Origin of the sequence: Streptomyces sp. Inha503, from assembly GCF_047215865.1 — a bacterium.
GTDB lineage: Bacteria > Actinomycetota > Actinomycetes > Streptomycetales > Streptomycetaceae > Streptomyces > Streptomyces lycopersici.
Window position 1 is genome coordinate 10,458,143 of sequence record NZ_CP178360.1, and the last position, 25,452, is coordinate 10,483,594.

A 25,452-nucleotide genomic window follows, 5' to 3' on the forward strand; every position below is an offset into this window, starting at 1 on the left:
GCGAAGAACAGCGAGAAGAAGACGACCGTGACCCCGTCCCCCGAGCGACGGCGCGAACTGCTCTCGACCGCGGCGGAGGTCTTCGCCGCCCAGGGGTACAACGCGACCACCGTCCGCCGGATCGCGGACGAGGCGGGGATGCTCGCGGGCAGCCTCTACTACCACTTCGACTCCAAGGAGTCGATGGTCGACGAGATCCTCTCCACCTTCCTGAACGAGCTCTGGGCCGGGTACGACGAGGTGCTCGGCGCCGGACTCGGCCCCCGGGAGACCGTCGAGGCACTCGTCACCGAGTCCTTCCGGGAGATCGACCGGCACCGCGCCGCCGTCGCGATCTACCAGAAGGAGTCCAAACACCTGTCCACTCAGCCGCGCTTCCGCTATCTCACCGAATCGCAGGCGAGGTTCGAGCGGGCATGGCTGGGCACGCTCGAGCGCGGAGTGGCCGAGGGGGCCTTCCGCGCCGACCTCGACACCCGGCTGGCGTACCGCTTCCTGCGCGACACGGTGTGGGTCGCCGCCTCCTGGTACCGACCGGGCGGCGGGCACAGCGCCGAGGAGATCGCCCGGCAGTATCTGTCGATGGTCCTGGACGGCATCACACCGCGAGAAGAACGCCGGGACCCGGCACAACCGAAGACACAACGACCGTAAGACCGTCATGACCTGAGGGACCCCAAGGAGCTGCCATGCCCGAGGCATACATCGTGGAAGCGGTAAGGACACCGGTGGGACGGCGGAAGGGCGGGTTCGCCTCCGTCCACCCCGCCGACCTCGGCGCCCATGTCCTGCGCACCCTGATGGAGCGCTCGGGCGCCGACCCGGCCGCCGTCGAGGACGTCGTCTTCGGCTGTCTGGACACCGTGGGCCCGCAGGCCGGGGACATCGCGCGCACCTGCTGGCTGGCCGCCGGGCTCCCGGAGGAGGTCCCGGGCGTGACCGTCGACCGGCAGTGCGGCTCCTCGCAGCAGGCCCTGCACTTCGCCGCCCAGGCGGTGCTCTCCGGCACCCAGGACCTGGTGGTCGCGGGCGGGGTGCAGAACATGTCGATGGTGCCCATCGGCTTCGCGAGCGGCAAGGCCAGTGCGCCCCTGGGGCTGACCGAGGGCCCCTTCGCGGGCTCGGAGGGATGGCGGGCGCGCTACGGCGACCGGCCGGTCAGCCAGTTCTACGGCGCCGAGCTGATCGCCGAGAAGTGGGGCATCACCCGCGAGGCCATGGAGGAGTTCGCCCTGGGCTCGCACCAGCGGGCGCTGCGCGCCATCGACGAGGGCCGCTTCGACCGCGAGACCGTCCCGTTCCGGGACGTCTCGGTGGACGAGGGGCCGCGCCGGGACACCAGTCTGGAGAAGATGGCCGCGCTCAAGCCGCTCATCGAGGGCGGGCGGCTCACCGCCGCGCTCTCCTCCCAGGTCTCCGACGGCGCCGCGGCCCTGCTGCTCGCCTCCGAACAGGCCGTACGGGAGCACGGCTTGACCCCGCGCGCCCGGGTGCACCATCTGTCGGTGCGCGGCGAGGACCCGATCCGGATGCTGTCCGCGCCCATACCGGCGACCGCGCACGCGCTGAAGAAGACCGGGCTGACCATCGGCGACATCGACCTGGTCGAGATCAACGAGGCGTTCGCCCCCGTCGTCCTGGCCTGGCTGAAGGAGACCGGCGCCGACCCCGAGCGGGTCAACGTCAACGGCGGCGCCATCGCCCTGGGCCACCCGCTCGGCGCCACCGGCGCCAAGCTGATGACGACCCTCCTGCACGAACTGGAGCGCACCGGCGGCCGCTACGGCCTTCAGACGATGTGTGAGGGCGGCGGCCAGGCGAACGTCACGATCGTCGAGCGGTTGTAGGACTCCGACCGGACGCCTTCCCGTGGCGACCGTGCCCGGCCCCACAGATGATGGTGCTGCTCCGAGGGCGGGACCGAGGCCGGGAGGACAGTGCCATGGCGTGCGGATCGACCAAGCTCTGGAACGGCGAGGCCACGTGGTTCTGTTGTGGCAGCGCCTGGGGTCCGTGCGCCTCCGCGGGCGGCGGCGCGTGCGGCACCTGCCGGTCCAGCGCCTTGCAGGCCGCATGGCCCAACGCCTCCAAGGCGTGCTGGGACATCACCCGGCCGGACCTGTGCGGCGAGGCCATACCCCGGCGCGGCTGCGGCTCGGTGATGAAGGTGCGCCATGACTGCTCGGGCGCGAGCGTCTGTGTCACCGTCAGCGACTGCGGCCCGCGCACCCGCAGCTTCTGCTCCGAGTCCACCTGCTGCGACGGGGTCTGCCGCACCAACCGGGTCATCGACCTCACCCCCGCCGCCTTCTCCGCCATCGGCAGCCTGAGCTCCGGCACCCTGCCGGTCTCCATCTTCGAATGAGGCGGGCCCGGCCATGAGCGCGTACCGAACCGGCGACCCCCTCGACCGCCGTCGCTTCCTCACCACCGCCGCCCTCCACGGCGCCACCGTCGTCGGGGCGACCGCCCTGGGCGCCGTGGACGCCGACGCCGCCTTCGCGGCGCCCATGCGCCCCCTGGACCCCGCGGTCGCCGAGAGCGCCTTCGCCGAGGGGCGGATCACCGCGATCAACGATGACGTCCTGGCGGTCGCGGGCTCCTACGGCGACCACTCCCGGGTGCGGGTCACGGGCGCCACCAGCGTCTGGAAGGCCCGGGCCACCACCGCGGCCGACATCGAGACCGGCGACGGCCTCTACGCCCGTGGCGTCCCCCTGCCCGACGGCACCCTCGCCGCCGACGCGGTGTGGGTCAACATCGTGAACCTCCACGCCACCATCCGCGGCATCGAGAAGACCCGGCTGCACCTCGCCCACGGGCGGCACGAGATCGTCGGCAACCTCATGGCGGAGACCACCAGCGCCGCGTACGGCACCGCCTCGCCCACCGCCGACCTCTCCCGGCTCACCATCGGGCAGAGCGCCCAGGTGCTGGGCGCGTGGCGGCCGTCCGACGGCTCCGTGGACCTGGTCCGGGTCGCGGTCGCCCCCGGCGCGGGGAGGCGGCGGTGAGCGCCCTGGTCCGCGACCTCGACTCCCTGGTCCGCGACCTCGCCCCGCTGGTGCTCGCCGGGGTGCTGGGGCCGGCCGGTGCGGGCAAGCTGTTCGGCCGGGGCACCGCCCGGCAGGCGCCGCGTACCGCGCTCGCGCCGCTGCTGCGCGACGGCGGTCGGGCCGCGCTCGCCCTCCGCGTCCTCGGCGCGGTCGAACTCCTCCTCACCGCCGCGCTGTCGGCGCCGCCCCTCACCCCGCTCCCGGGGGCGGCGGCCGCCCTCCTCGGCGCGGGCTTCCTCTGCTACCTCGGCTACGCCCGCGCCGCCGCGCCCGGCTCCTCCTGCGGCTGTACGGCGCGGCGGGACGCCCCCCTCACCTGGCGCGCCTTCGCCCGCGCCGCCGCGGTCCTCGCGGGCGGGGTCGCGGCGGCCCTGGCCCAGCAGCCCTGGTGGACCGCGGCGGGCCGCCGTCCGGCCGTGGCGCTGTGCGTGGTCCTGGCCGCCGCGGCGGCCCTGACGGCCCTCTCCGCCGATCCGGACCGCCGCTGGCGGATGCCGCTGCGCCGGCTGCGGCTGCGGATCACCGGGCATCCGCTCGCCGCGACCGGAGCGCGGACGGCGGTCCCGGTCGCCGCGACCGTCGAACTGCTGGAGCGTTCGCGCGCCTGGCAGAGCGTCTCCCGCGTGGTGCGCTCCGCGCTGCTGGACCACTGGGACGACGGCGGCTGGCGCATCCTCCAGTTCGCCGGGGTGTACGGGGGCGGCCCGGCCGCGAGGCCCGTGCTGGTGCTCTTCGCGGTGGACGCCGGGGCCAGCCTGGACACGGTGCGTGAGCCCGCCGTCCGGGTCAGCGTCATCGACGCGGACAGCGGGGCCCCGGTCATGGCCACGGCGTGAGGCCCGCCGAACGGGCACCGACGGCGGTCCGGGCGCCGCACATGTGTTCCGCCGGGAGTCCCGGCGCAACTCCCGGCGGGACGTCACCACCCCGAGTAGTCTGGACGGCACTGCCCAGGTCGAGCCGGTGGCGCGAGTAGGGGAGTGGGTATGTCCGAGAATCGGACCGCGTCCGGCTCCCGAGGGCCCCGGTCCTGGTCCTGGTGGCAGCGGCTGGAGGACGCGTTCGACCGGTCCGCGATCGGACGCGGATGGCGCCGGGGCAGCGAATTCGAGCTGCTGCACCGCGCGATGGGCTTCGCCGCCCTGGGCTTTCTCACCCTGGTGCCCCTGCTGATCGTGGTCGCCGCGGCCGATCCGGTGAACCGGCTCGGCTTCGCCCAGTGGCTGGCCGAGGGCCTTGGGCTGACCTCGACCTCGCGGGACGAGGTGCAGCGGCTGTTCGCCCCGCCCAAGCAGGCGCTGGAGTCCACCACCGCCTTCGGTCTGGCCACGCTGGCCATCTTCGGACTGCGCTTCGGCACGGTGCTCCAGGTCGGCTACGAGAAGGTGTGGGAGCTGCCGGCCGGCCGCTGGCACACCGTCTGGCGCCATCTGGTGTGGCTCGTGGTGCTCATCTGCTATCTGCTGCTCTCCGCCCATCTGGAGCCCGGCCTCTCCCGGGTGCTGGTGGCGGTGCTGGGCACGCTGCTGTTCTTCTGGTGGTCGCAGCGGCTGCTGCTCGGCGGGCGGATCAGCTGGGGCGCCCTGCTGCCCGGCGCGCTCGCCACCAGCATCGGGCTGCTGGGGCTGCGGGTCTTCTCCCAGCTGGTGTTCTCCCCGCTGATCGCCTCCAGCACCGTCTCCTACGGCCCGGTCGGCACCGTCCTGGTCGTCCAGTCCTGGCTGGTCGGCGTCGGCTTCGTGGTCTTCGGCGGTGCGCTCGTCGGGCGGGTGCTGCACGAGGACTATCTGCGGATGGTGGCTTGGCGCCGCAAGCGCCGCCGCGACCGGACCAAGGCGGCCGGACCGCCGGAGTGACGCCCCGGCCCGCGCGCTCTTTCCCGAGACGGCCACGTGGCCGACGCGGGGTTGCCGCTGACCCCGAAACGCCGTCGCCCCGGGCCGGGGGCGGCTGGCATGCTGGCGGTGTGAATGGACCCGAGATCCACGTCAGCCTCGCCCCTGAACTGCGATTCTTCGCCGTTCCCGACCGGCGCCGCCCCTGGACGGCCGTCGCCACCGACGGCGTCTCCACCCTCGGCCATGTGGTCGAGTCGCTGGGGGTGCCGCTCACCGAGGTGGGCACGCTGCTGGTGAACGGCGAGGAGGCCGCCGTCTCGCATGTGCCGGGCGCGGGGGAGGCCGTGGAGGTCCGGCCGGTCGTCCGCCCGCAGCGGGTGCCGGGCGCGCCGCTGCGCTTCCTGCTCGATGTGCACCTGGGCACGCTCGCGCGGCGGCTGCGGCTGCTGGGCGTGGACGCGGCGTACGAGAACGAGGACATCGGCGACCCCGAGCTGGCCGCGCGCTCCGCCGCCCAGCACCGGGTGCTGCTCTCGCGCGACCGGGGGCTGCTGCGCCGCCGCGAGCTGTGGGCCGGGGCGTATGTCTACAGCGACCGCCCCGATGAGCAACTGCGCGACGTCCTCGGCCGGTTCACCCCGAACCTCGCGCCCTGGACCCGCTGCACCGCCTGCAACGGCCCGCTGGAGGACGCCGACAAGGAGGCGGTCCGGGAGGAGCTGCGGCACGGCACCCGGCGTACGTACGACGTCTTCGCCCGCTGCACGGTCTGTGAGCGGGTCTACTGGCGCGGTGCCCACCACGCCCGTCTGGAGGCCATCGTGGCCGGGGCGTTGGGCGAGTTCGGCGACGCGCGGGCCGCGCTGTCCTGAGCGCCGGGCCGTTCGCCGCGCCGCCGAGCGCGCTAACGGCCGCAGCGGGAGCACTGGAAGTCATGTCCGCCCGCGGCGATTCCCCTGCGGCCGGCGCCGTAGGGGACCAGGACCATCTGGAGCCGTCCGCAGGCGCAGCGGCTCCAGACGACGACGCCCTCGCTGGTGGTGTGCCGGGAAACGATGGTGTGCGTGTCGGTGTTCATGGCAGCAGGATGACGCCGGACGACCGTTGCGGTCCATTGCACGTTTTGCGGGTCCTATGTGCAAAATGATTTCATGATTGACCTGCGTCGGCTTCATATGCTCCGGGTGGTGCGCCAGCAGGGCACGGTCACCGCGGCCGCCGAGGCCCTGCACCTCACCCCGTCCGCGGTCTCCCACCACATGCGCGAGCTCGCGCGCGAGCTCAGGGTCCCGCTGCTGGAGCCGCACGGCCGCGGCGTCCGGCTGACCCCGGCCGGACACCTGCTCATCGAGCACGCCGACGCGCTGCTGGCCCGGTGGGAGGAGGCGCGGGCGGAGCTGGAGTCCTACCGGGCGGGCATGACCGGACCGCTGCGCATCGCGGGCTTCACCACCGCGATCAGCGGCCTGATCGCCCCCGCGGCCGGGCGGCTGCGGCACAGCCACCCCGACCTGCTGGTGCGGGTGCGCGAGTGCGACACCGAGGAGAGCATGGACCTGCTGGTGGCGGGCGAGGTGGATCTCGCGGTCGTGGAGCCCATCGAGGGCGGGCCGCCGCCGGATGACGCGCGGTTCGAGCAGAGCCCCCTCCTGGAGGAGCCGCACATCATGCTGGTGCCCGCCGACCACCGGCTGGCGGGGGCGGTGTCGGTGCGACTGGAGGACGCGGCGGCCGAGGACTGGATCGTCGCCGACCCGGGCACCTGCGACCACGCCCAGCGGGTGCGGATGCTGTGCGCCGCGGCCGGGTTCTCGCCGCGGATCGTGCACGCCGCCACCCACTGGTCGGCGGTCTGGTCGCTGGTCGGGAACGGGCTGGGCGTCTCGCTCATCCCGCGGCTTGCCGAGGGCCCGGCGGGCCAGGCGGTGGCGCGAGTGCCGGTGGCGGGCGAGAACATGCCGACGCGGCGGATCCTCACCTGCGTACGCCGGGGCAGCGGGCGGAACCCGCTGATAGCCCTCGGGAAAGCGGCGCTGGAAGAGGCGGTGCGCCACCACCAGAGCCTGGACGACTGGCCCCGAACCGCCGCCTGACGGCGCACCATGACGCCCGCTCAGGGCACCTGGACGTCCTCTCGGGGCCGGGGCCGCCTCGACGCCCGCTCAGGACACCTCGTCCTGGAGGGCCTCCGGAAGCGTGGTGTGGAAGGCCGGGTGGGCGTGCAGCCGCCGTACGTAGGCGCGCAGCTGCCCATGGCGGGAGACCCGGTCCGCCGCGTCGGCGTCCAGGAGGAGCCGGTGCTCGGTGTCCAGCTGGACCAGGGCCACCCACAGGTCCACATCGGCGGCGGTCAGTTCCTCGCCCAGGGCGTACGGCGCGGCCGTCAGCCCGCGGTCGAGGCGGCCGAGGGTGGTCAGCAGCCGCTCCAGCGCCGCGTCCCGGCACTCCGCCTCGGCCGCCGTCCCGGCCTGCCGGGCGGCGTGGATGAGGTCCGCGTCGATGAGGTCCCGGAGGGCGTCGATGTCCGTGGCGAGGGCCGCCGGGCGCAGCGGGGGGCGTCCGGTTCCGCTGTCGTCGCTCAGATGGCCGGCGAGGTCGCGCAGGATGTCGGGCGTGTGATTGCTGACGACACGTCCGGTCCAGCGGTCGCACAGCGCGGGCGCGTCCACCGGTCCGCCGTAGCGGTGCCAGGTGGCTTCGTAGGCCCCGCGCAGTGCGGCGTACGCCTCGGGGGTGTCGTCCGGGAGCCCGACGAGGGTGGTGGCCACGGTGTTCCGCAGCCCGAGCAGATCGAGGGTGATGGAGACGCGCAGTGAGAGCGGACAGCTCGCGGAGAGATAGAGCCGATAGCGATGCGGCACCGGATAGAAGCCACCGGCCAGGTCGACGCCGATGCGGCTGCGGAAGCGGTGCGGTGGCACGGGCGGGGCGATCCGGGGGCGGGGCGAGCAGGGGTCGGGGTCGAGAAGAGCGGCGGGACCTGAACTGACCGGAAACGTCTCGGACATGACTCTCCAAGGCAGTGGCGAAAAGCCCCGGCCACCGCCGGTCGGGGGCGGCGCCGATGGGGCGACGGAAGGGAAGCCCGCGCGGGGCGCCCGCCTGGACGGTGCCGGGACACACCCGACCCCCGGCGGCGCGGGACCGCGCTCGGTGACCGTGTCGACTCGGGCCGACTCAGAGAGCTGGACTGGAGGCGCTACAGATGCGCAGCAGATCGATGTGCAGCCGTCTGGTCAGGAGGTGGAGCCGGCGGAGCGGGGACAACGGACGGGGATACCGGCGGGCGCCGTCCCCGTGGCTGTCGGTCCTGGGCATCTCCACCGATCCCATCATCGGGGGCTCGCGAGGCAGCGAGACCGCGCCCGTTCAGTCTCGTCGCGCTCCGCGAGGGCGTCAACCCATGCCGGAGCGGCCAACACCGGCCCACGGCACGGCGGATGTACGGCGCCCGGGCACGACCGGCTCGGCGGTGGCGCGACCGGCTCAGCGGAACGGCCGGTCCGGGCCGCCGGGGTCCCGCTCGATGAGGACCATGGCCGCGTCGTCCGCCAGCCGTCCCTCGGTGTGCCGGATCAGGGCGTGGCGCAGCCCGTCCAGGTATTCGGACGGGGTGGCGCAGTCCAGCGTCTCCATGGTCCGGTGCAGCGGAAAGAACTCGTTGTCGTCGTTGCGGGCCTCGATCACCCCGTCGGTGTGCAGCAACAGCCGGTCACCGGGCAGGAACGGAAAGGTCTCGACGCCGATCGCGGGCGGGCCCAGGAACTCCTCGAGGCCGAGCGGCGGCAGCGGGCGCACCGGGTCCAGGGAGCGCACCTCGCGCTCGCGCATCACCAGGGGCGGCGGATGGCCACGGTTGATCAGCTGGATCAGCGACTCGTCCGTCACCTGGGCGAGCAGCACGGTGACGAACTGCTCCTCCAGCTCCCGCGGATCCTGAAGCTGGGAGCGGTCCAGCAGCTCGTACTCGCGCGCCAGCGCGGCCGCACAGCGGTGCATCACCTCGGCGAGGTCCTGCTCGTAGTGCACCGCCTCCCGGAAGGCGCCCACGACGGCCGCGGCGGACCGCACCGCGGCCAGTCCCTTTCCCCGCACATCGCCGACGATCAGCCGCACCCCGTAGCGGGTGCACATCGCCTCGTAGAGGTCCCCGCCGATCTGCGCACCGCGCTCGGCCGCCAGATAGACGCTGGCGGTGTTCACCACGCCCATCCGGGCGGGCAGCGGCCGCAGCACCACGTTCTGGGACACCTCGGCGATCCGGCGGATATGGGCCAGCTCGCGGTCCCGGCGCGCCCGCACCGCGCTGGTCGCCACGCTCGCCACCGCCACCACCAGCAGGGCCAGCAGATTCGTGTACACCTGCGGGCCGCCCCAGGCGTCGTTGTGGCTGGCGGTGATCGCGCTGACCACGCCCGCCAGCACCGCCACCCCGACGGTGCCGACCGGCCCCATGGTCACCGCCGCCAGCGCCGGCGCCGGGGAGAGCAGGGGGCCGGTGTAAAGGGTGTGCGCGGGGGAGAGCTCGATGCTGAGTACCGCGGCCAGCACCAGGAACGGCAGACACCGTGTGATCGCGAACAGCGTCTGGCTGCGACCGCTCACCCCCGGGGCGGCGCGCATGAATCGCATAATTGGGTACTTTATCCGATGAAGACCCCCGAACGGGGGTGCTCTCCACAACGCGCCACGGAAGCCCCGGGCGTAGCCTGACGCTATGCCCGAGCTTCCGGACGTCGAGGGGTTCCGGCGGACGCTCGCCTCCTGCGCCCAGGGCCACCGCGTCGAGCGGGCGGAGGTGGCCGACGCGGGGGTGCTGCACGGGGTGACCGCGCAGCGGCTGAAGCGCGACCTCAAGGGCCGCCGCTTCGCGGCACCGCGCCGCCACGGCAAGTGGCTGATCGCCCCCACCGACGGGCCCACCGTCGTACTCCACTTCGGCATGACCGGGCGGCTGGTCTGCGGGGCGGACTCCGAACCGGCCGGCCGGTTCCAGCGGGTCGCCTTCGACCTCGACGACGGACACCGCCTCGGCTACGAGGACCAGCGCAAACTCAAGGGCATCTGGCTCGCCGCCACCGACGACGACATCGACCGGATCATCGGCGATCAGGGCCCGGACGCGCTCTCGCTGAGCCGGGCCGAGCTGGACCGGCTGCTGGAGGGGCGGCGCGGACGCGTCAAGGCCACCCTCACCGACCAGGCCGTGATCGCCGGACTCGGCAATCTGCTCGGCGACGAGATCCTGTGGCACGCCCGGATCCATCCGCGGCGGCCGGTGAACGCGCTGACCGACGACGAGCGCGGTGGGCTCCACGGCGCGCTGCGCGAGGTGCTGCGCGCCTCAGTGCGGGCGGGGCGGGTGCCGGACGACCCGGACTGGCTCACCGGGCGGCGCGATGATCCGGATCCGCACTGCCCCCGCTGCGGCAATCCGCTGCGCCGCGGCCGGATCTCCGGGCGGACGAGCCTGTGGTGCCCCAACTGCCAGCGGGAGGACGCCTGACGCCCGACCGGGCCACCCGCGCCCCCGGGTACCGCCCGCCCCTCCCGACGCGGCCGGTGGTCAGGAGAGGTAGGCCGTGTAGGACATCACATCGCCCGCCTTCACCCGGTACTCGGGAGCGTCCTGGGTGAAGGTCTCCTCGACGTCCAGCACCCTGCCGTCGTCCGGGTCGAGGACGATCAGGTAACGGCTCCCGGGGGTGCCGGTGAACCGGAATCCCTGGCCCTCCCGGCCGAGCCGGTCGGTGACCTCGCCCGCCGGGCGAAGCCCCTCGATCCCGGACAGCAGGGTGGCGATGTCCGCCCGCTGGCGCGGTCCCGGCGTCCACACCGTGAGGAAGGACCGGACGGCCGAGAGCAGCTCCACCGGGTCGCGGTCCGCGTCCGGGGTCCAGACGGCGAGGTACGCGCGCAGCGCCGGGACACCGGCCGGGGGGTCCTCGAAATAGCTCTGGTTGGCGCCGTAGATCCCCGGCGGATAGCGCTCCTCGCTCAGCACCTTGCCGTCGTGGACCGTACGCGGCGGAGGGCCGTCCTCGATCACCGGGCGGCCCGGATGGCGCGGATCGGTGGCCACCTCCAGCGTGGAACCGCTGCCGTCCGCGTTCCAGCGGGTCAGCGACTCCCGGGGCAGCGTCACCGCGTCCTCGCCCGATTTCATGCTCAGCGCCCAGCTCTGGAAATGGCTGCCCCGCTCGCTCTTCCCCGGGGACTCCTCGGCCGCCGCCCGCGCCCGCCGGGCGATCTCGGCGATCGATACGTCCGCCCGGGAGACATGCGCCACCAGCGGCACCGGCCTGGGCGCGGCCACGGCGGGGGAGGAGCCGGTGCCCGAGACGGTCAGCGCCAGGGCGACGACCGTCGCGGCCGCCGCGGCCCCCAGGCTCCAGACCGCGCGCCGCCGGACGGTACGGCGCCGCCGGTCCCGGGACGGCAGCCGCCGCAGCAGCAGCTCGGCCCGCGCGTCCAGCGGCCGGTCCCGCCAGGGGCCGGTGTCGGCGGACACGGGGTCGGCCTCGCGGAGCAGATCCAGTTCGTCGGTCATGCGTGTCCATCCTTGCCGGCCCTGTCAGCCCTCTGGGACCTGTCGCCCTTGCCGCTCGTACACCCCAGCGAGACCCGGTCGTCCCGGCGCAGGGTCTCTATCTGCTCCCGCAGCCGCCGCCGCGCCCGGTGCAGCCGCATCGCGGCGGCGGACCGGCCGCACCCCAGCACGGTGCCGAGCTCCTCGACGGTCAGCTCCTCCCACGCCGTCAGCCGCAGCACCTCCTGGTCGGCCTCGGCGAGCCGGGACAGCGCGTCCAGCACCCAGGAGCCCGGCCGCTCCGCGTCCGGGCTCGCCACGGTGCGCCCGCCGCGCGTCACCTCGTGGTGGCCCAGCTTGAGCAGCAGTCTGCGGTAACGGCCCTTGCCGCGCACCGTGTTGGCCAGGCAGTGCCGGGCCACTCCGTACAGCCACGGCAGCGGTGTCTCGGGGAGTTCGGCCCGGCGCCGCCAGGCCACCGCGAAGACCTCGGCGACCACTTCCTCGACGTCCCATGCCTGGTCGTCGAGCCGCCGTGCCACAAAACGGCTGACCGCCCAGTAATGCTCACGGTAGGCGGCGTCGAAGGCGTCGTCGGTGCTCATGATCCGAAGGTGTCCGGCACACCACAGATCATCACACCTCACGGCGGGCAATCCTGACCGGCCGTCGGAGTGACGACCAACGGGGTGCCGGACACCTAGCGGTCATGAGGAACAACACCGTTGTCGTGGCGGCGTCGGCCGCCCCGCCGTCGCGCCGCCCCGGGCCGGGGGCCACGGCCGTGAAATGGCTGACCACCACCGATCACAAGACGATCGGCACGCTCTACCTGATCACCTCGTTCGCCTTCTTCTGCATCGGCGGGGTGATGGCGCTGCTGATGCGCGCCGAGCTGGCCCGTCCGGGTATCCAGATCATGTCGAACGAGCAGTTCAACCAGGCGTTCACCATGCATGGCACGATCATGCTGCTGATGTTCGCCACCCCGCTGTTCGCGGGGTTCGCCAACTGGATCATGCCGCTCCAGATCGGTGCGCCCGATGTGGCGTTCCCGCGGCTGAACATGCTGGCGTACTGGCTGTATCTCTTCGGCTCGCTGATCGCGGTGGGCGGGTTCCTGACCCCGCAGGGCGCGGCCGACTTCGGCTGGTTCGCCTACTCCCCGCTGTCGGACGCGGTCCGCTCACCTGGTGTCGGCGCGGACATGTGGATCATGGGTCTGGCCCTCTCCGGCTTCGGCACCATCCTCGGCTCGGTCAACTTCATCACCACGATCATCTGCATGCGCGCCCCGGGCATGACGATGTTCCGCATGCCCATCTTCACCTGGAATGTGCTGCTGACCGGTGTGCTGGTGCTGCTGGCCTTTCCGGTGCTCGCGGCGGCGCTGTTCGCGCTGGAGGCGGATCGCCAATTCGGGGCGCATGTCTTCGACGCGGCCAATGGCGGGGCGCTGCTCTGGCAGCATCTCTTCTGGTTCTTCGGCCATCCGGAGGTCTACATCATCGCGCTGCCGTTCTTCGGCATCATTTCCGAGGTCATTCCGGTGTTCTCCCGGAAGCCGATGTTCGGTTACATCTCCCTGATCGCCGCGACCATTTCGATCGCCGGTCTCTCGGTGACGGTGTGGGCGCACCACATGTATGTCACCGGCGGAGTGCTGCTGCCGTTCTTCTCCTTCATGACGTTCCTGATCGCCGTGCCCACCGGCATCAAGTTCTTCAACTGGATCGGCACGATGTGGAAGGGGTCACTGAGCTTCGAGACCCCGATGCTCTGGGCGGTCGGCTTCCTCATCACCTTCGTCTTCGGCGGTCTGACCGGCGTCATCCTGGCCTCGCCGCCGATGGACTTCCATGTCTCGGACACCTACTTCGTGGTCGCCCACTTCCACTACGTCATCTTCGGCACCGTGGTCTTCGCCATGTTCGCCGGATTCCACTTCTGGTGGCCCAAGTTCACCGGCAAGATGCTCGACGAACGGCTGGGAAAGATCACCTTCTGGACCCTCTTCCTCGGCTTCCACGGCACGTTCCTGGTGCAGCACTGGCTCGGCGCCGAGGGAATGCTGCGCAGAATTCCCGACTATCTGGCGGCCGACGGCTTCACCACCCTGAACACCATCTCGACCATCAGCTCCTTCGTCCTCGGCCTGTCGTTCCTGCCGTTCCTCTACAACGTCTGGAAGACTGCCAAGTACGGCGAGAAGGTCGTCACCGACGATCCCTGGGGCTACGGCCGTTCGCTGGAATGGGCGACCTCCTGCCCGCCGCCGCGCCATAACTTCGTCAGCCTGCCGAAGATCCGTTCCGAATCCCCCGCGTTCGATCTGCACCATCCCGATGTCGGCCAGAAGGAGAGTGTGGCGTGAGTATGGCCAGAGCCGCCGAGCCCCCAGGTATCGCCGCCGGAATCAACCAGATCGAGGGCTATCTGCTGCTGGAGGGCGAGCGGGACGCGGCCCGGGAGCGGGCCCGCCGTCTCACCGGCCGGCTCGACTGGCTGACCTCCGCCCAGCGGGCGGAGGTCGAGCGGGTCTACCTCCAGGACCAGCTGGCCGTCACCGAGCAGACCCTGCGTGCGGTGGTGCGGCGCTGCGAGGAGCTGCGGGCGGAGTACCAGGAGGTCTACCGGACGCTGCGCCGCCGGCTGCTGCTGGTCTGCCTCCTCGGCGCCGCGGCCCTCTCCGGCGGCCTCGCCACTGCCCTCACCGTGCGGTAGGCCCCGTCTGGGCCGGGACCGGAACCGACCCCGACCCGGGGCCGAAGTCGAACCAGGCCGGGGGCGCGTCGCCCAGCGCCTGGGCGGTGTAGTCGTTCCAGAGCTCGGCGACCCGCTGGACACGGGCGTTCTTCAGGGGGATCTGATTCCGCTTCTTGGCGTCCTCGCCGAAGAGGGCGACCGCGGTGACCAGGTCCGGGGTGTAACCGACGTACCAGGCCGCCCTCTTGTCGTCGGAGACCCCGCCCTTGCCCGCCGAGGGCCGTTTGACGGCGCGTACCGCGGTCGCTCCGCCGTCCCCGATGAGGTTCCGGGTGATCAGCTGGGCGGCCGCGGGGGCGATCGCCTGGTCGCCCACCGCCTTCGGCGGCCCGGCCGTCTCGTCGCCGCGCCGGGCGGACTTGACGATGCTCGGGGTGACCCGCTTGCCCTGGTGGTCGAACGAGGCGTAGACACCGGCCATCCTCAGCGGGCTCGAACCCATCAGCCCCAGCCCGACCGACTCCTTGGTGGCGAAGCCGCCGCCGTCGGTGTCCATGCCCAGCGCCCCGGCGGTGCGCTTGACCTCCGGCAGTCCGCCGGCGGTGGCCCCGTCCCGCATCTTGGCGTCCAGGGACGAGGCGGCGGTGACCGGTTCGAAGACGGGGCCCACCTGGTAGTCGCCGCGGGTCGCGTTGGACAGATAGTGCCGGGTGTAGTCCCGGCCGCCGTAGAGCGCGACGATCCGCCCGTTCCTCGGGTCCACCGAGACCGCGCCGCCCTGGGTGGCGGCCGCGTCCGCACGGGCCCGCCCGCCCTTGGCGGAGCCGTCGAGGCCCTGGTGCATCGCCTTCTCCAGCGCCCGCTGTTTGGCCGGATCGACGTTGAGGGTGATGGTCCAGCCACCCGCGGCGAGCTCCTGCTCGCTGACGCCCGAGGCGATCAGCTCATTGCGGGCCGCGTCCACGAGATACCCGGCCTGGCCGCCGAGACCGGGGGCGGGCTCGGGGGCCACCGGCACGGGGAAGCGCATCCGCTTCCGCTCCGCGGGGTCCAGCCAGCGCATGTCCACCATGTTGTCCAGCACGTAGTTCCAGCGCCGGGTGACCAGGCGCTTCGCCTTGGGGCTCGCGACGGCCCAGTCGTACTGGCTGGGGGCCTGCACCAGCGCCGCGAGGTACGCGCCCTCCTCGACGGTGAGGTCGTCCACGTCCTTGTCGTAGTACGCGCGGGCGGCGGCCTGGACGCCGTAGGCGACGCGGCCGAAGTAGCTGGTGTTCAGATACCCCGCGAGGATGTCCTCCTTGGAGTTGCGCTGGTCGACCTTGAGGGAGATCACCAGCTCCTTGATCTTGCGGGTGGCGGTCTGTTCCTGGCTCAGGTAGTAGTTCTTGACGTACTGCTGGGTGATCGTCGAACCGCCCTGGGTGCCCTTGCCCGTCACGGTGTTGACCAGCCCCCGCAGGATGCCCATCGGGTCCACGCCGGAGTCCTTGTAGAAGGACTTGTTCTCGGCCGCCACGAACGCGTGCTGCACACCGGTGGGCACCCGGTCGAGGGTGACCATCTCGCGGTTGATCTCGCCGGTGCGGGCGAGGATCGTGCCGTCGCTGAACTTGTAGACGTTGCTCTGCGCCTTCGCCTGCGCGTTGGCCTTGGGGACGTCGATCGAGTAGTAGAGCACCGTGAACGCCCCGATCAGCAGCGCGCACAGACCGGCCACATAGGCGAGCAGCTTCCGCCAGGTGAAGAACCGCCGGATGCCGGTGCGCTTCCTCTTGCCGCGTCCCCTCGCTCCGCGCCGCCGGCCCGGGGGTCTGGTGTCCCGCGGCATCTGCTCCGAGTCCGGTGTGAACCGTACGCGTAGTGCCGTCAGGGGACCTGCCATGCCGATTGCTCCTCAGTCGATCCCGGCCGCGAGGTTTCGCGCGGGTCGGCGCCATCCTCCTCAGCGAAGATCTTCGGAACCGCAACGGGCGGTCTCGGCGGGCGCTCGGCCGGGTCTCGACTTCCGCTCGACGGTGTATCAGCCGTGTATCGGTCCGGAATCCGGCGGTTCGGGCTGCTCGGGCAGGCGCAGCGTGGCGACTGCGCCGCCGTCCGGTGCGTTGCCGAACTCCAGCGTGGCGCCGATGACCTGAGCCTGGCCGGCCGCGATGGTCAGCCCGAGACCATGGCCCCGGCCCCGCTCCCGGACCCCGGTGCGGAACCGCTGCGGGCCCTTCTCCAGCAGATCGTCCGGAAAGCCGGTGCCGTGGTCGCGGACCGTCACGGTCCGGCCGTCCGCCGCCACCGTCACCTCGACCGGTTCGCGGCCATGGCGATGGGCGTTGACCACGAGATTGGCGACGATACGGGTCAGCCTGCGGGGGTCCGTCCACACCTTCGGGCCGTCCGTGACGTCCTGCTGCCCGGTGCCCTCGCAACCCTGCTGCCAGGCGTCCTCGCCGTCCTGCCGCCCGGTGTCCTCCGCCGCGCCGGTCCGCAGCCGTGCCGACAGCCCGGTGCCCGCGATGGCCTCCTCGAGCACCGGCCCCAGGGGGCAGGGGGACAGATCGGCCTCCTCCGCCCCCGCGTCCAGCCGGGAGATCTCCAGCAGCTCCTCGACCAGCGTGCTCAGTACCCGCACCCGGTCGCGCACATACCCGGCCGCCTCGCCCGGCGGGAGCAGTTCGGCGGCGGTGACCAGACCCATCAGCGGAGTACGCAGCTCATGCGCCACATCGGCGGTGAACCGCTGCTCGTCGAGCAGCCGCTCCTGAAGCGCGGCGGCCATCGAGTCCACGGCCCCGGAGATCTCGGCGATCTCGTCGTGCGGGCGGGTGGCGGGGGAGATCCGGGCGTCCAGGTCCCCAGCCGCGATCCGCCGCGCGGTGGCCGCCGCCAGCCGCAGCCGCCGGCTCATCCGCTCGGCGGTCAGCACGCCCAGCGGCAGCACCACGGCGGTGGTCATCAGCCCGGCCAGGATGATGTTGGTGTCCAGCGCGCCGATGTCGCGCATCGCGGTGCTCATGTCGAGGCGTACGGACAGGACTTGGTCGTCGGCGGGCCGGGCCGCCCACATCGCGGGGCCGCCCGGGCCGGTGGTGAACTCGGTGCCCTGATGCCCCTTTTCCACCAGGCGCCGCAGATCCCCGGGGAGCCCGGGCGCGTCCAGCACCGCCCCGGAGCCCTGGACGGCGCCGGTGCGGGCGTAGATGACCGCGGCGCGGTCGAGCGTGGTCCGGGCCCCGTCGCGCGCCTGGGACAGTTCGCGATCGCGTGAGGCGTGGTGCACCAGGACGCCCACCGCGGCCGCGGCGGCACAGGTCGCCGCCGCCACCAGGGCGACTATCCGCCATCTCAGCGTCATCGTCAGCGCCGCAGCTTGTAGCCGAAGCCGCGGACCGTCTCGATCCGTTCGGCGCCTATCTTGGCCCGCAGCCGCTGCACATGGAGGTCGACCACACGGGTGTCGCCCTGCCAGGCGTGGTCCCAGACCCGGCTGAGCAGCGTACGGCGCTCCAGCACCACACCGGGCGAGCCGGCGAACTCCAGCAGCATCCGCAGTTCGGTGGGGGTCAGGGCCAGCGGCTCTCCCGCGCGGCGCACCTCCATGCCGCGGGTGTCGATGGTCAGATCGCCGAAGACGAGGGTGTCGGAACCGGCCGCGCCATCCGTCTCCGGTGCCCCGCCGCGCGCCTCGGCGCGCGAGGCGCGGACCACGGGGGTGAAGGAGGCGCGGCGCAGCAGCGAGCGGATGCGGGCCACCAGGACCGCGCTCTCGCACGGCTTGACCACGTAGTCGTCGGCGCCCGCCTCGAGACCGGAGACCACGTCCAGGGAGTCACCGCGCGCGGACATCATCAGGATCGGCGCCAGGCTGAACTCGCGGACCCTGCGGCACAGTCCGATGCCGTCCAGCTCGGGCAGCATCACATCCAGCAGCAGCAGATCGGGCTGTCTCTCCCGGAAGATCTCCAGTCCGGTGAGGCCGTCGCCCGCGGTGGACACGGTGAAGCCGTACCGCTCCAGGGCCATCCGCACCGTATTGCGGATCACCTCGTCGTCCTCGACGAGCAGCAGATGCGCCTCGGTCGGGGAGCCGGCGCCGGGCGGGGTGAAGGCGGTGGTCATCGCGTCGTCCTCGTCTCCGTACGGGGAACGGTACGGGCCCCCGTGTCGGCGGCTGCGCCGGTGCCGCTCGGCACGGCCTCCGGTGCGGCGCCGGGGCCGGCGGTCCGGGCGGCCGCGCCCTCCCCCGGGACCGGCGGCCGGGAGGCCGCGCCGTCCTCCGGGACGGGGGTCCGGGTGGCCGTGCCGTCCTCGGGCGTGACGGCCGCCATGACGGTGCCGTTCCAGCGGAAGCGGGTGGTGACCCGGCCGTCCCCGCCGATCGCGGAGATCAGCAGATCACGGCCGAAGGTTTCGCCGGTGAGCCCGGGCGGGCCCCAGTAGATCAGTACGGGGCGGACCGTGCGGCCCGAGGCGGTGTAGACCTGGAGCAGCGTCCGCTCGAACGCCGGCAGATCGGCCGCCACCACCAGTTCGTCCCGGCCGTCACCGGTCAGATCGCGGTGGACGGCGTCCCGCAGCGGGCAGTGGCCGCCGTCCTGGCACAGCGAGATCTCCTTCTGCACCACCGCCGGCACATTGGGGTCGTGGAGCAGCAGGTTCTTCGCGGACAGGCCGGCCAGTCCGCCCGAGGGCACCTTGACCTCGTCCACCGGCAGATAGCGGGCGAAGTCGGGCTTCTCGCGGGGCGTGGTCACGGCCGAGGGGGTGTACCGGGGCCACAGCGGTACCGCGCTGGCCGGTGCCGAGAGCGAGGGCGCCGAGCCGTCGTCCCGCACTCCCGCCTGGGCCGCGCACCCCGCGGCGGTCACGGCGGCGCACGCGGCCACCACGGCGGGCAGGAGGGCGCGGGGCAGCCTGGGGCGGGGGCGTCGTCGCGCGGTGCTGCGCGATCCGGTGGGGAGTAAACGCATGGCCGTCTCAGCCTACTGAGGGACGTCAGGCGTGCCACGCGGGACCCGTGAGGTTCGGCCGGGTCGCCGAAGACGGCAGGCCCGGGGCGGCACTGCCCCGGGCCTGTTCGGTATGACGCGGCGTCACATGACGTGTGTCACTTGATGAATTCCGGGCGAACGCGGGCCGGCCAGGTGCCGACGGTCAGCATGCCCGCCGCGTAGGCGCGCGAGACCAAGGCCGCCCGGTTGGGTGCCTTCATCTTCCGCAACATGGATCCCACGTGGTATTCGACGCCCTGTCTGCTGAGATAGAGCTTGGCCGCCATCTGTACGGTCGACGCGCCGGTGGCCACGCCCTCGAGTATTCGGGCCTCCAGTGGCGACAGCAACTTCTGGCTGGTGGGGGTCGGTTCCTCCTCTGGTCGTTCGGCATCAGGCTTGACCATCACGACGATGGCCGCGAGTCGGTCGGACCGGCCCTGGATGGCCGTGCCGGTCAGCTTGCCCGAGAACACCTGGCCCCGTGAGTGGTAGCCGAGGACGCGCTCGGTGAAGCGGGTGCGCCGCCCGTCGTGCAGCCGCGAGAAGTGTTCCCGCAGGACGGAGGGGGTGCTGGGGTGCAGCAGGTCGAACAGGCTGCGGCCGCACAACTCGGCGGACGAGGCGCCGAAGTGTCGGAAGAAGTCCTCGTCCCCGGCCACCACATGGAGGTCGGGGGCGAGTGTGGCCATTCCGGTGGCATGCCGCGAGGCGGCGGGCACTGCCTGTCCGGGCACTCGAGGGGCACTCTGAGCGCTGTGGGGGAGGGCCAAGAGGAGTCACCGCTTTCGGTCGGTTCGTGACGGAGTGGTCAGTCCGTCTCGGGTGAACCCCCAGGTGACGGAGGGTCGGCGCATCGCGGCCACGCAATGCGCCGGACCCCAGGGGGAATTCAGTGACGGGTGTTAGGCCCGCTTCCTGGTGTATACCAACGCTACGGTGACTGTGGGGTGCCCGTTTCCAACAGAGTTGTGCCCGTTTTTTGACCGCTTTGCGGACGGGATCGATACGGCGCGAAGCCGCTGGTCGAAGCGTTACGCCGCGGCCTTGGCGGACCTGCGCGTTTGCGAACGGCTCCCGGAACGGGCGCTCTTCGAACTCGAGCGGCCCGCCGTACGGCCCCCGCCGCGGGCCGTGCCGCGCTGCTCGGACGGCTCGGCCATGATGCCGCCCTTGCGCAGCACCGCGTAACCGACCCCGATGCCGAGGGCCACCGGCCATTCGATGACCTCCACGGCGCCCAGCGCCCCGAGCCCCACGTACAGCGGGAGTCCGCCCTTGGCGGGCAGCACCCGGCGGGCCACCTCGATCGGCTTCATCGCCACCTTGGCCGCACCGCCGGTCGCCCGGGTGGTGGCGTGGCCGACCGTCCCGAAGGTCTCCATCGTGGCGTGGCCCACGGTGTCGAGGGTTTCCCTGGTGGCGTGGCCGACGGTGTCGAACCCCTCCTTCGTGGCGTGGCCCATGGCGTTGAACGTGGGCACCGTGACGGTCAGGCGGCGCCTGTCGTCGCTGCGCGATGTCTCCATGGGGCCCTTCGCGGCCTTCGCCGTCCGCTGCCGCTGTGTGGTCTTCGACGGCCTGGTGGACTTCGTCGCCCTCTTGGCCTGCGAGGGCTTCGAGGTGGCCGACGAGGTCTGGGACTTCGTCGTCGACTTGCCGCCGCGCGCCGGCGATGCCGTCTTCTTCGCGGCGGTCGAGGAACTGCGCTTGCGTGAAGTAGCGGGAGTGGTCACTGGTCTCACGTCCACACGGTGATTGGAATCTTCTTCCCTTTTCAGGGTAATCGTGATGAACCGGTCAGACCGCCCGGAGAGCGGAGGTCCCTCGATGTCACCGCTGCCCTCGCTGTCAGCACTGCGACTGTCCCTGCCGTCTTCGCTGCTGCTCGCGCCCATCAAGAGCGGTGTGGCCGCGGGCGTACGGGATGCCGCCGGGGCCGTCGGACGGCTGGTCCGGCCCTCCGAGCGCGGGATCTGGTCCTATCCGGGGCGGTACTACATCGAGGTCCGCGGGGTGCACGGGATCGGCGGCGAGCAGGTGGCCCGCCGGGTGGAGCGGGCGCTCGAGGAGCATCCGCGGGTGCGGTGGGCCCGGGTGAACGCGCCCTCCGAGCGGGTCGTGGTGGCCGTGGGCAAGCCGCCCCCGTCCGAACTGGACCTGATCGCCCGGATCGAGCGCGCGGAGGTCCAGGAGCCCGTCGGGCCCACCGAGGAGTTCGACGAATGGGCCCCCGAGCCGCGCCATCCCTCAGGCGGTGCCAGGGAGGCCCAGTCGCTGGCCGTCGTGGCCGCGGACGTCGTGGGCCTGAGCGTGGCCACCGTGCTGCGCGTGGTTCCCTGGCTCAAGCTGCCCACCGAGGTGGCCGCCGCCATGTCCGTCATCCAGAACCACCCCCGACTGCGGCGCCTCGCCCTGGCCGTCACCCGGGGCCGGCCGACCGAGTCGACGCTGCCGGTGCTGAGCGCGCTGACCCAGGGCGTGGCCACCCGGGGCGGGGGGCTCGCGCTCGACCTCATCCAGCGGGTGGCCCTGTGGCGGGAGGCGGAGGCGGAGGGCCGGGCCTGGGCCGCGATGGAGCCGCACCTGGTGCACGGCCCCCAGGACGTGGTGGCCGAGCCCATCGTGGTCGAGCGCCCCGGGCCGTCCCCCAAGGACGCCGTGGAGCGCTTCGCCGAGCGCTCCATGGCCGCGGGGGCCGTGGCCGGCGTCCTCACCGCGCCCTTCGCCGGCCCGCGCCGCGGGTTCGCCGTCGGGTTCTCCTCCGTGCCCAAGGCGCCGGGGGCGGGCCGGGAGGGGTTCGCGACCAGCCTCGGCCGGTTCCTGGCGCTGCGCGGCGTCCTGGCCATGGATCGCAGCTCGCTGCGGCGGCTGGGCCAGGTCGACACCGTGGTGCTGGACGAGGCGGCGCTGCGCGGCGACCGCTACGAGCCCATCGACCTGGAAATCCTCGGCGGCGCCGACCCCGAGCGGACCGCCGGGCGGCTCTTCGACCTCTTCGACCCCGATGAGCCCCTGGAGACCCGCCGCGCCGGCGGATGGGTGCTCGGCGCCCTGGACACGCTGGAGCTGACGGGCCGCACCGGGCAGCAGACGGCGGCGAGGCTCCGCCGCAGGGGCAGCGAGCGGACGCTCGGCCTGGCCCGGGGGAGCAAGCTCCAGGCGGTGGTGGGCCTCGCCCCGCAGACCGTGCCGGGCGCCGAGGCCGTGGCGGCCGCCGCCCGGCGGGCGGGGTCCCGCATCGTCCTGGCCACCGACCGGCAGCAGCCCACGGACATCACCTTCGCCGACGCGGTGGTGCCCGCCGGCGGCCGCCTGGTGGCCTCCGTACGCTCCCTCCAGGCCGACGGCGCCGTGGTGCTGCTGCTCTCCGGCAACCGCCGGGCCCTGGGGGCCGCCGACTGCGGCATCGGGGTGCACCGCGACGGCGAGCCGCCCGCCTGGGGCGCCCATCTGCTCGTCGGCGCCGACCTGGAGTCGGCCGGGCTCATCGTGGACGCCGTCGGCGTGGCCGCGCGGGTCGACCGGGAGAGCGCCCTGCTGTCCGCCGGCGGCAGCGCCATCGGCGCGGTGGCCGCCCTCCAGGCGCCCCCGGACCAGGCCACCGCGCGCGGCGCGGCGTCGGGCACCACCGCGGGGACCCTGGCCTTCGCCCTGGGCAACTGGCGGGCGCGCCAGCTCCTCGCCCGCCCCATGGACCCGCCGGTGACCACCACCCCCTGGTATCTGATGCCCGTCCCCCGGGTGCTGGAGCGGCTGCGCACCGGACCCGACGGGCTGACCCCGGAGGAGGCGGCATCACGCACCGCGCAGGGGCCGCGCCGGGGTGAGCCCACCGGCACCACCCTGCCCGCCGCGTTCATCGAGGAACTCGCCAACCCGCTCACCCCGGTCCTGGCCGCCGGGGCCGCCCTGGCCGCCGCCGTGGGCTCGCGCGCCGACGCCGTGCTGGTGGCCACCATCACCGGCGTCTCCGCGCTCGTCGGGGGATTCCAGCGGGTCAGGACCGAGCGGGCGCTGTCCGAGCTGTTCGCCCGGTCGGCGATCGGCGCCCGGGTCCGCAGGGGCGGTACGGAACGCCTGGTGACCGCCGGGGACCTCGTCCCCGGCGACATCGTCGTGCTGGGCCCGGAGGACGTGGTGCCCGCCGACTGCCGGGTGCTGGCGGCCGAGGGGCTCGAGGTCGACGAGTCCTCGCTGACCGGAGAGTCCCTTCCCGTGCACAAGTCCCCGGCGCCGGTCGTCGGCGCCCACATCACCCGGCGCCGGTCGATGCTCTACGAGGGCACCACGGTCTCCGCGGGGCGGGCGGAGGCCGTCGTCGTGGCCACCGGACCGGCCACCGAGGTCGGCCGCAGCCTGGCCACCGCCCGCCAGGCCGCCCCCGTCACCGGTGTCGAGGCCCGGCTGACCGCGCTCACCCGCTCCAGCGTGCCCATCGCGGTCGGGTCCGCCGCCGCGGTCGCCGGTGCCGGACTGCTGCACGGCCTGCCGCCCACCGAGAACCTCGCCTCCGCCGTCAACCTCGCCGTGGCGTCCGTCCCCGAGGGGCTTCCGTTCCTGGTCAACGCCGCCCAGCTGGCCGCCGCCCGACGGCTGGCCGACCTCGGCGCCCTGGTCCGCAACCCGCGCACCATCGAGGCGCTCGGCCGCGCCGACGTGCTGTGCTTCGACAAGACCGGGACCCTCACCGAGGGCACCCTCCAGCTCGCGGCCGTCAGCGACGGCGGCGGCCCGCTGCCCGCCGACCGGCTCGACGCGCCCCGTAAGGCCGTGCTCGCCGCCGCCCTGCGCGCGACCCCGCCGGCCCGCCAGGCCGAGCCCATGGCGCACCAGACCGACCGCGCGGTGAGCGTCGGGGCGCGCCGGGCCGGGGTCGGGGTGCGGCGCGGAGCGCCCCGCTGGCGCCGTACCGACTCGCTGCCCTTCGAACCCTCCCGCGCCTACCACGCCACCGCCGGGCGCACCTCGCACGGCGCGCTGCTCAGCGTCAAGGGGGCGCCCGAGGGCGTCCTGGAGCGGGTCGCCCGACGGCGCGAACCGGGCACCGGACGGGCCACGCCACTGGACGCGGAGGACATCAAGAAGCTGGCGGACGCCGCCGAGGAGCTGGCCGGAGCGGGGCGGCGGGTGCTGGCGGTGGCCGAGCGCCCGATGCGGGAGGGTGCGGACCTTACCGACGACACCGTGCGGGACCTGGACTTCCTCGGCTTCATCGCGCTCGCCGACCCCGTCCGCACCAGCGCCGGCCCGGCCACCGAGCGGCTGCGCGAGGCGGGCGTGCAGACGGTGATGCTCACCGGCGACCACCCCGCCACCGCGGACGCCATCGCGGCCACCGTCATGGACGTCCCCGAGCCCAAGGTGAGCACCGGTCCTGAGCTGGACGAGATGGACGACGAGCGGCTGGACGAACTGCTGCCCACGGTGGACGTGATCGCCCGGTGCAGCCCGCACCACAAGGTCCGCATCGTCCAGGCGTATCAGCGCCTCGGCCGGGTGGTGGCCATGACCGGCGACGGCGCCAACGACGCCCCCGCGATCCGGCTCGCGGACGTCGGGATCGCCCTCGGCCGGCGCGGCACCCCCGCCGCGACCGCCGCGGCGGACCTCGTCGTCACCGACGACCGCCTGGAGACCATCGTCTCGGCCCTGATGGAGGGGCGCGCCATGTGGGCCTCGGTCCGTGCCGCCCTCGCCATCCTCATCGGCGGCAACTTCGGCGAGGTCACCTTCAGCGTGGCGGCCTCCGCCCTGACCGGCACCACGCCGCTGAGCGCACGTCAGATCATGCTGGTCAACCTGTTGACCGACCTCGCGCCCGCGCTGGCCATCGCGGTGCGCGAGCCCACCGGGCACACCGGCGAACGGCTGCTCAAGGAGGGCCCCAGCCGCTCGCTGGGCGCGGCGCTCACCAAGGAGATGCTGTTGCGGGGCGTCATCACGGCCGCCGGGGCCGGACTGGCGTGGACCGGCGCCCGGGTCACCGGCCGGGGCCGCCGGGCCAGTACGGTGGCGCTCGCCGCCCTGGTCGGCACCCAGCTGGCGCAGACGCTGACGACGGGCGGCCTGGACCGGCACGTCCTGATCGCCGGCCTGGGCTCGGCCGCGGTGCTGGCCGCCATCATCCAGACCCCGGGCGTCAGCCAGTTCTTCGACTGCACCCCGCTCGGCCCGTTCGCCTGGGCCATCACCCTGGGCTCCATCACCGCGGCCACCCTGTTCGGCCCCATCCTCGCGCCGATGCTGCACCTCGACAGGACGCCGCCGGAGGAGGAGGCGGAGGAGGAGCGCACGGACGCCGCGGACCGGCCGACGGCCGCCGCACCGCGGTGAGC

At 73.2% G+C, this 25,452-nt stretch carries 24 protein-coding genes; 13 read left to right on the forward strand and 11 right to left on the reverse strand.

The genetic code is table 11. The features are described 5' to 3' along the window. Positions 1-27 precede the first annotated feature (27 nt). The 7 genes from ACJX2R_RS43840 (at position 28) to ACJX2R_RS43870 (ending at position 5,766) form a co-directional block, all read left to right on the forward strand. Entirely contained in the window at positions 28-654 is a 627-nt protein-coding gene (locus ACJX2R_RS43840) for a TetR/AcrR family transcriptional regulator (protein ID WP_262702433.1), read from the forward strand. Between the two features lie 35 nt (positions 655-689). Further along, a complete protein-coding gene (locus tag ACJX2R_RS43845) occupies positions 690-1,847 on the forward strand; it encodes an acetyl-CoA C-acetyltransferase (protein WP_262702395.1) in 1,158 nt (385 codons plus the stop codon). 95 nt (positions 1,848-1,942) lie between these two features. Further along, the gene (locus ACJX2R_RS43850; RefSeq protein ID WP_413104620.1) at positions 1,943-2,365 is read left to right on the forward strand and encodes a septal ring lytic transglycosylase RlpA family protein; all 423 of its coding nucleotides are present in this window, start codon (positions 1,943-1,945) and stop codon (positions 2,363-2,365) included. Between the two features lie 13 nt (positions 2,366-2,378). After that, positions 2,379-3,014: a cell wall protein gene (locus ACJX2R_RS43855; protein ID WP_413104621.1), complete on the forward strand. Its 636-nt coding sequence runs from the start codon at positions 2,379-2,381 to the stop codon at positions 3,012-3,014. After that, complete coding sequence (locus ACJX2R_RS43860) at positions 3,011-3,892, forward strand: MauE/DoxX family redox-associated membrane protein (protein ID WP_413104622.1); 882 nt, start codon at positions 3,011-3,013, stop codon at positions 3,890-3,892. Before ACJX2R_RS43855 ends, ACJX2R_RS43860 begins: the two co-directional genes overlap by 4 nt. Before the next feature lie 150 nt (positions 3,893-4,042). After that, positions 4,043-4,912: a ribonuclease BN gene (locus ACJX2R_RS43865; RefSeq protein WP_413104623.1), complete on the forward strand. Its 870-nt coding sequence runs from the start codon at positions 4,043-4,045 to the stop codon at positions 4,910-4,912. A 110-nt stretch (positions 4,913-5,022) separates the two neighbouring features. Further along, entirely contained in the window at positions 5,023-5,766 is a 744-nt protein-coding gene (locus ACJX2R_RS43870; RefSeq protein WP_413104624.1) for a Mut7-C RNAse domain-containing protein, read from the forward strand. Positions 5,767-5,798: 32 nt separating this feature from the next. On the opposite strand, the gene ACJX2R_RS43875 is transcribed toward ACJX2R_RS43870, so the two are convergent. Beyond that, on the reverse strand, positions 5,799-5,972 hold the full coding sequence (locus tag ACJX2R_RS43875; protein WP_413104625.1) for a hypothetical protein: 174 nt from the start codon (positions 5,970-5,972) through the stop codon (positions 5,799-5,801). A gap of 73 nt (positions 5,973-6,045) precedes the next feature. Here ACJX2R_RS43875 and ACJX2R_RS43880 point away from each other — a divergent pair, with 73 nt between their 5' ends. After that, positions 6,046-6,987 carry a LysR family transcriptional regulator gene (locus ACJX2R_RS43880; RefSeq protein WP_413104626.1) on the forward strand — a complete coding sequence of 314 codons (942 nt, stop codon included), beginning with the start codon at positions 6,046-6,048 and terminating at the stop codon, positions 6,985-6,987. A 69-nt stretch (positions 6,988-7,056) separates the two neighbouring features. Here ACJX2R_RS43880 and ACJX2R_RS43885 read toward each other — a convergent pair whose 3' ends face one another. After that, a complete protein-coding gene (locus ACJX2R_RS43885; RefSeq protein ID WP_413104627.1) occupies positions 7,057-7,902 on the reverse strand; it encodes a glutathione S-transferase C-terminal domain-containing protein in 846 nt (281 codons plus the stop codon). A 478-nt stretch (positions 7,903-8,380) separates the two neighbouring features. After that, complete coding sequence (locus ACJX2R_RS43890; RefSeq protein WP_413104628.1) at positions 8,381-9,526, reverse strand: PP2C family protein-serine/threonine phosphatase; 1,146 nt, start codon at positions 9,524-9,526, stop codon at positions 8,381-8,383. 85 nt (positions 9,527-9,611) lie between these two features. Here ACJX2R_RS43890 and ACJX2R_RS43895 point away from each other — a divergent pair, with 85 nt between their 5' ends. Continuing rightward, the gene (locus ACJX2R_RS43895; RefSeq protein ID WP_413104629.1) at positions 9,612-10,400 is read left to right on the forward strand and encodes an Fpg/Nei family DNA glycosylase; all 789 of its coding nucleotides are present in this window, start codon (positions 9,612-9,614) and stop codon (positions 10,398-10,400) included. A 60-nt stretch (positions 10,401-10,460) separates the two neighbouring features. Here the strand turns inward: ACJX2R_RS43895 and ACJX2R_RS43900 are convergent, their stop codons facing one another. Both ACJX2R_RS43900 and ACJX2R_RS43905 read right to left on the reverse strand, forming a co-directional pair. Continuing rightward, on the reverse strand, positions 10,461-11,444 hold the full coding sequence (locus tag ACJX2R_RS43900; RefSeq protein ID WP_413104630.1) for a CU044_5270 family protein: 984 nt from the start codon (positions 11,442-11,444) through the stop codon (positions 10,461-10,463). Further along, a complete protein-coding gene (locus tag ACJX2R_RS43905; protein WP_413104631.1) occupies positions 11,441-12,028 on the reverse strand; it encodes an RNA polymerase sigma factor in 588 nt (195 codons plus the stop codon). The genes ACJX2R_RS43900 and ACJX2R_RS43905 overlap by 4 nt, the downstream gene beginning before the upstream one ends. A 104-nt stretch (positions 12,029-12,132) precedes the next feature. Between ACJX2R_RS43905 and ctaD the strand changes: the two genes are divergently transcribed. Beyond that, positions 12,133-13,797: a cytochrome c oxidase subunit I gene (ctaD, locus tag ACJX2R_RS43910; RefSeq protein WP_413104632.1), complete on the forward strand. Its 1,665-nt coding sequence runs from the start codon at positions 12,133-12,135 to the stop codon at positions 13,795-13,797. Positions 13,798-13,799: 2 nt separating this feature from the next. Next, positions 13,800-14,147, forward strand: a complete 348-nt coding sequence (locus tag ACJX2R_RS43915) for a hypothetical protein (RefSeq protein WP_413106105.1) — start codon at positions 13,800-13,802, stop codon at positions 14,145-14,147. Here ACJX2R_RS43915 and ACJX2R_RS43920 read toward each other — a convergent pair. From ACJX2R_RS43920 to ACJX2R_RS43945, 6 genes are all read right to left on the reverse strand, one after another. Then, positions 14,134-16,014, reverse strand: coding sequence for a transglycosylase domain-containing protein (locus ACJX2R_RS43920; RefSeq protein ID WP_413104633.1), 1,881 nt, complete (start codon positions 16,012-16,014; stop codon positions 14,134-14,136). The two genes, ACJX2R_RS43915 and ACJX2R_RS43920, sit on opposite strands and share 14 nt — an antisense overlap. A 138-nt stretch (positions 16,015-16,152) precedes the next feature. Further along, positions 16,153-17,478 carry a sensor histidine kinase gene (locus tag ACJX2R_RS43925; protein ID WP_413104634.1) on the reverse strand — a complete coding sequence of 442 codons (1,326 nt, stop codon included), beginning with the start codon at positions 17,476-17,478 and terminating at the stop codon, positions 16,153-16,155. A gap of 2 nt (positions 17,479-17,480) precedes the next feature. Continuing rightward, the gene (cseB, locus tag ACJX2R_RS43930) at positions 17,481-18,242 is read right to left on the reverse strand and encodes a two-component system response regulator CseB (protein WP_413104635.1); all 762 of its coding nucleotides are present in this window, start codon (positions 18,240-18,242) and stop codon (positions 17,481-17,483) included. Beyond that, on the reverse strand, positions 18,239-19,093 hold the full coding sequence (locus tag ACJX2R_RS43935; RefSeq protein WP_413104636.1) for a hypothetical protein: 855 nt from the start codon (positions 19,091-19,093) through the stop codon (positions 18,239-18,241). Before ACJX2R_RS43935 ends, cseB begins: the two co-directional genes overlap by 4 nt. 137 nt (positions 19,094-19,230) lie before the next feature. After that, positions 19,231-19,806, reverse strand: coding sequence for a LuxR C-terminal-related transcriptional regulator (locus ACJX2R_RS43940; protein WP_262702376.1), 576 nt, complete (start codon positions 19,804-19,806; stop codon positions 19,231-19,233). Between the two features lie 342 nt (positions 19,807-20,148). Further along, positions 20,149-20,580, reverse strand: a complete 432-nt coding sequence (locus tag ACJX2R_RS43945; protein WP_413104637.1) for a hypothetical protein — start codon at positions 20,578-20,580, stop codon at positions 20,149-20,151. Between ACJX2R_RS43945 and ACJX2R_RS43950 the strand changes: the two genes are divergently transcribed. Then, complete coding sequence (locus ACJX2R_RS43950) at positions 20,579-20,872, forward strand: hypothetical protein (RefSeq protein ID WP_413104638.1); 294 nt, start codon at positions 20,579-20,581, stop codon at positions 20,870-20,872. The two genes, ACJX2R_RS43945 and ACJX2R_RS43950, sit on opposite strands and share 2 nt — an antisense overlap. Before the next feature lie 72 nt (positions 20,873-20,944). Then, positions 20,945-25,450, forward strand: a complete 4,506-nt coding sequence (locus tag ACJX2R_RS43955) for an HAD-IC family P-type ATPase (protein ID WP_413104639.1) — start codon at positions 20,945-20,947, stop codon at positions 25,448-25,450. Positions 25,451-25,452 lie beyond the last annotated feature (2 nt).